This is a genomic window from Ideonella sp. B508-1 (genome assembly GCF_000333615.1).
Taxonomy (GTDB): domain Bacteria; phylum Pseudomonadota; class Gammaproteobacteria; order Burkholderiales; family Burkholderiaceae_C; genus Ideonella.
This window is the reverse complement of sequence record NZ_BADL01000061.1, coordinates 1-4,001: the sequence shown is the minus strand read 5'-3', so window position 1 is coordinate 4,001 and position 4,001 is coordinate 1. Positions and strand designations below refer to the sequence as shown.

The 4,001-nt window shown below is 66.6% G+C and carries 4 protein-coding genes and 1 pseudogene; 1 reads left to right on the top strand and 4 read right to left on the bottom strand.

Annotated features, from left to right (window positions below; genetic code table 11):
• From I73_RS25610 to I73_RS25605, 4 genes and pseudogenes are all read right to left on the bottom strand, one after another.
• On the bottom strand, positions 1 to 380 hold a 380-nt coding region (locus tag I73_RS25610; RefSeq protein WP_022979237.1), incomplete at its 3' end, for an RDD family protein.
• A gap of 89 nt (positions 381 to 469) precedes the next feature.
• A complete protein-coding gene (locus I73_RS02845) occupies positions 470 to 1,231 on the bottom strand; it encodes a DUF3106 domain-containing protein (protein WP_083876516.1) in 762 nt (253 codons plus the stop codon).
• Between the two features lie 10 nt (positions 1,232 to 1,241).
• Entirely contained in the window at positions 1,242 to 1,721 is a 480-nt protein-coding gene (locus I73_RS02840; protein ID WP_022979235.1) for a DUF3619 family protein, read from the bottom strand.
• Positions 1,718 to 2,289, bottom strand: a pseudogene (locus tag I73_RS25605) (RNA polymerase sigma factor). Before I73_RS25605 ends, I73_RS02840 begins: the two are co-directional and overlap by 4 nt.
• 258 nt (positions 2,290 to 2,547) lie before the next feature.
• Between I73_RS25605 and ilvB the strand changes: the two are divergent.
• On the top strand, positions 2,548 to 4,001 hold a 1,454-nt coding region (ilvB, locus tag I73_RS02830; protein ID WP_022979234.1), incomplete at its 3' end, for a biosynthetic-type acetolactate synthase large subunit.

The following is a 4,001-nucleotide window of genomic DNA, read 5'->3' as shown; positions in this document are numbered from 1 at the left end:
GCGCCGCGCGGCATAGGCCGCACGCCGACGAACAGCAGGCCGAACAGGGCCCCGCCATGCAGGCCGGCCAGCTTGGCGGTCAGCAGGGCGGGCAGGAACCAGAGCCAGGCCAGCGCGAAACGGGCCAGTGCGCGGGTCTGGGTGACAGGGCGTCCCTGCCGGTCCACCAGCCGGATGTGCCATGCCTTCATGGCCACCGTCTGGCCTCCCCGGCTCCAGAACCAGACGAAGTACACGCCCAGCACCAGCAGGAGGAAGAGCTGCAGACCCAGCGTGCCCTGCTGAGCAGGGTCCTTGAGCTGCGTGAGCGTGGAATAGAGCCAGCCGGACACGAACAGCACGCCGAACAGCAGAACACCCTCATAAACGAAGGCGGCCAAGCGTCGCTGGAGGGATGGCGTGCTCAGGGTGTCAGGCGGGACGGCCGCAGGGGACTGGGCAGAGGCTGCGCCTGGATTCGTCGGCATCATCAGGGTTGGCTGCCTGCACCAGCCTTGGCCGGGGCATTGCCGGGCGAGGTGGGGGCCGGTGCGCGGGGCAGCAGGGTGTGCCGATCCACCTGGGTCGGGGACGCCGTGATCTTGGGCTGTCCCGCCGGCTGGTGGGCGGGCGGCTTCATCCGTTCGTTCACCAGAGAGGTGCTGGCGCCGGGGCGGCCCTGGACCAGGACGGGCGACACCGGGCGCGGGGCCGTGCCCGGCCCCTTGGTGGGGCTGACGATGTTGGACTTCGGGGCCTGTGCGTCAACCGGCGCCCGCCGCAGCTTGCGCAAGGCGTTGGCCTCGCCCGTGGCAGAGGCCGGCTTGGCTTTGGCCGCCAGGGCCTTGCGCTGCTCCGGGCTGAGCGCCTGGTAGGCCTCCCAACGGGACTGCCGTTCGCTGGCCGAAAGCTCCTGCGCCTTCTGATAGTTCAGGCGGGCACGGTCACGTTCCTGGGGGCTCATCCGGGCCCATTCCGCCATCCGTTGCTGCACGCGCTGGCGCTGGGCGGGGGTCATGTGATCGAAGCGGCGGGCCACGTCCTGCCACTTGCGCTGTCGTTCTTCAGGAAGCTGGTCCCAATCATGGGCCAGCGGTGCCAGCGCATGCTGCTGCGAGGGCGAAAGCTCCTGCCAGCGCGTGCCCGAGGCGGCCGGGGCGGGTTGTGCCCAGGCGCAGACGCTCGCCACCAGACACAGGGTCCAGCCGAGCGCGTGGGCACGCAAGCGTGCGGAGAATGGGGCAGGCGTCATCGGCAGGGAGTCAATGCTGCTCCGGGGACTTCAGGAATTCGCTGAAGCCGGGGTCGGTGTAGGCGTCCGGGGGGAGATCGTCCGACAGCAGGGCCGAATCGACCTCGGCCACGGTGGCCGTCTGCAGCCGGTCATGCCACCTGTCGATGAGGATCAGGCCCAGCACCAGCAGCAACAGCGGTGCCAGCGAGGCCAGAGGGGCCCACCAGCGCGAGCCTTCGGACCAGGGGGATCCGCCCATCGCCAGGGTTCCCGAACTCTGCACGACCACGGACGAAGCCTCCTGGGCCTCGCGGACGGGCAGGGCGGCGCGGGCTTCACGCGCCCGTGCCAGGGCCTGTTCGCGGGCCACGCGCAGTCGCTCGGACACGTCGTGGCCCGGCGTGGCGCTGCGTTCGGACAAGGCCGCACCGACGCGCAGGCCAAACCGGGTTTCCAGGTTGGCGGCATCCTGGGGAAGCCGCAGCGAAGAAATGGAGTGGGTGTTCACGGCGCAATACCTTTGGCTTTCAGCGATTTGGCCAGTGCATGCACTGCCCGGGAACAGTGGGTTTTCACACTGCCTTCCGAGCATCCCATCACACTGGCCGTCTCGGCCACATCGAGTTCTTCCCAGTAACGCAGGAGAAAGGCTTCGCGTTGACGGGCGGGCAGCTGGGCCACCTCCTGCTCGATCACTAGCAGAATCTGTTCCCGTCCGACCGTGTCGGCGGCACTCTCGGCGCCCAGGCTGCCTTCGACGGTTTCCAGCATTTCCAGCAGGTCGAAGTCCGCGCCATCGGAGCCTTCCCGCGCCCTCGAATCCGAGAGGTTCTGCTCGACAGCCTGACGCACCTTGCGTCGCCGGAACCAGTCCATCGTCGCGTTGACAGGATGCGCTGGAACAGCATCGGAAACTCGGCGCCGGGACGGCCCGCGTATTTCTCCGCCAGGCGGATCATCGTGTCCTGGACGATGTCCAGCGCGGCGTCTTCGTCCCGCACGGTGTAGACCGTGCGTTTGAAGGCGCGTTTCTCGACGCTGACCAGGAAGTCGGAGAGTTCTTTGTCGGTGGCCAAGATGGGGACCTCTCCGGCCTGTAAGGCGGGTAGACCGGACTGGGAACCGCGGATTATGTCATCGGCCGCGTGCTGCGCCGCAGAATTGCTCGCGCTTGATGCCATAATGCGTGTTCGCACTATGGCGAATGGGTCCTCAGGCCGCCCCGACAGCGGGTGTCGGCAGTTGTTGATCGCGCAGGTTCCGATCCCGCCTCACAAGGGCGCGGGGAGGGGCACCGAAGGTTTTTCGTCAGAGAAATTCACAGAGGTTCGAAAATGAACATGTCTGCCGCGGACGTCAAGCGTGCCGCCCCTTCTGAAGGGCGCGCCACCTCTCCGAACGCTTCCTCCACGTCTTCTTCCTCCCCCAAGGAGCTCAACGGCTCCCAGATCCTCGTGCGCTGCCTGCAGGCCGAGGGTGTCAAGCACATCTGGGGTTACCCGGGTGGCTCCGTCCTGTACATCTACGACGCGCTGTACCAGCAGGACAGCATCCAGCACGTGCTGGTCCGTCATGAGCAGGCCGCTGTCCATGCCGCCGATGGCTATGCCCGTGCCACGGGTGACGTCGGCGTGGCCCTGGTCACCTCCGGCCCAGGCGTCACCAATGCCGTGACCGGCATTGCCACCGCCTACATGGATTCCATCCCCCTGGTGATCATCACCGGTCAGGTGCCCACGGCCGCCATCGGCCTGGACGCCTTCCAGGAATGCGACACCGTGGGCATCACCCGTCCGGTGGTCAAGCACAATTTCCTGGTCAAGGATGTGCGCGACCTGGCGGTGACGCTGAAGAAGGCCTTCCACATCGCACGCACCGGCCGTCCGGGGCCGGTGGTGGTGGACATTCCCAAGGATGTGTCGCTCAAGACGACGACCTTCCACTATCCCGACCATGTGGAGATGCGCTCCTACAACCCCGTCAAGAAGGGGCATGGAGGGCAGATCCGCAAGGCGGTGCAACTGCTGCTGAACGCCAAGCGTCCCTACATCTATTCGGGCGGCGGCGTGATCCTGGGCGAGGCTTCGGCCGAGCTGCGCCAGCTCTGCGACATGCTGGGCTTCCCGGTCACCAACACGCTGATGGGCCTGGGCGCCACGCCGGCCTCGGATCCGAAGTTCCTGGGCATGCCCGGCATGCACGGCACCTACGAAGCCAACATGACGATGCAGAACTGCGACGTTCTGCTGGCCGTGGGCGCGCGCTTCGATGACCGGGTGATCGGCAATCCCAAGCACTTCGCCTCGGTGGAGCGCAAGATCATCCACATCGACATCGACCCTTCGTCGATCTCCAAGCGGGTCAAGGTGGACATTCCCATCGTCGGTGACGTGAAGGACGTGCTGCAGGAGCTGATCTCCCAGATCAAGGAAGCCCAGCAGAAGCCCGACACCGCGGTGATCTCCCAGTGGTGGAGCCAGATCAACGAGTGGCGCCGCCGCGAGTGCCTGGCCTACCGCACGAGTCCGGACGTCATCAAGCCGCAGCAGGTCGTCGAGGCCCTGTGGGAGATGACCCGCGGCACCGACACCTACATCACCTCGGACGTGGGGCAGCACCAAATGTGGGCGGCCCAGTACTACCGCTTCGACGAGCCGCGTCGCTGGATCAACTCCGGCGGCCTGGGCACCATGGGCGTGGGCCTGCCCTATGCGATGGGCATCAAGCTGGCCAAGCCGCAGTCGGATGTGTTCTGCATCACCGGCGAAGGCTCCATCCAGATGTGCAT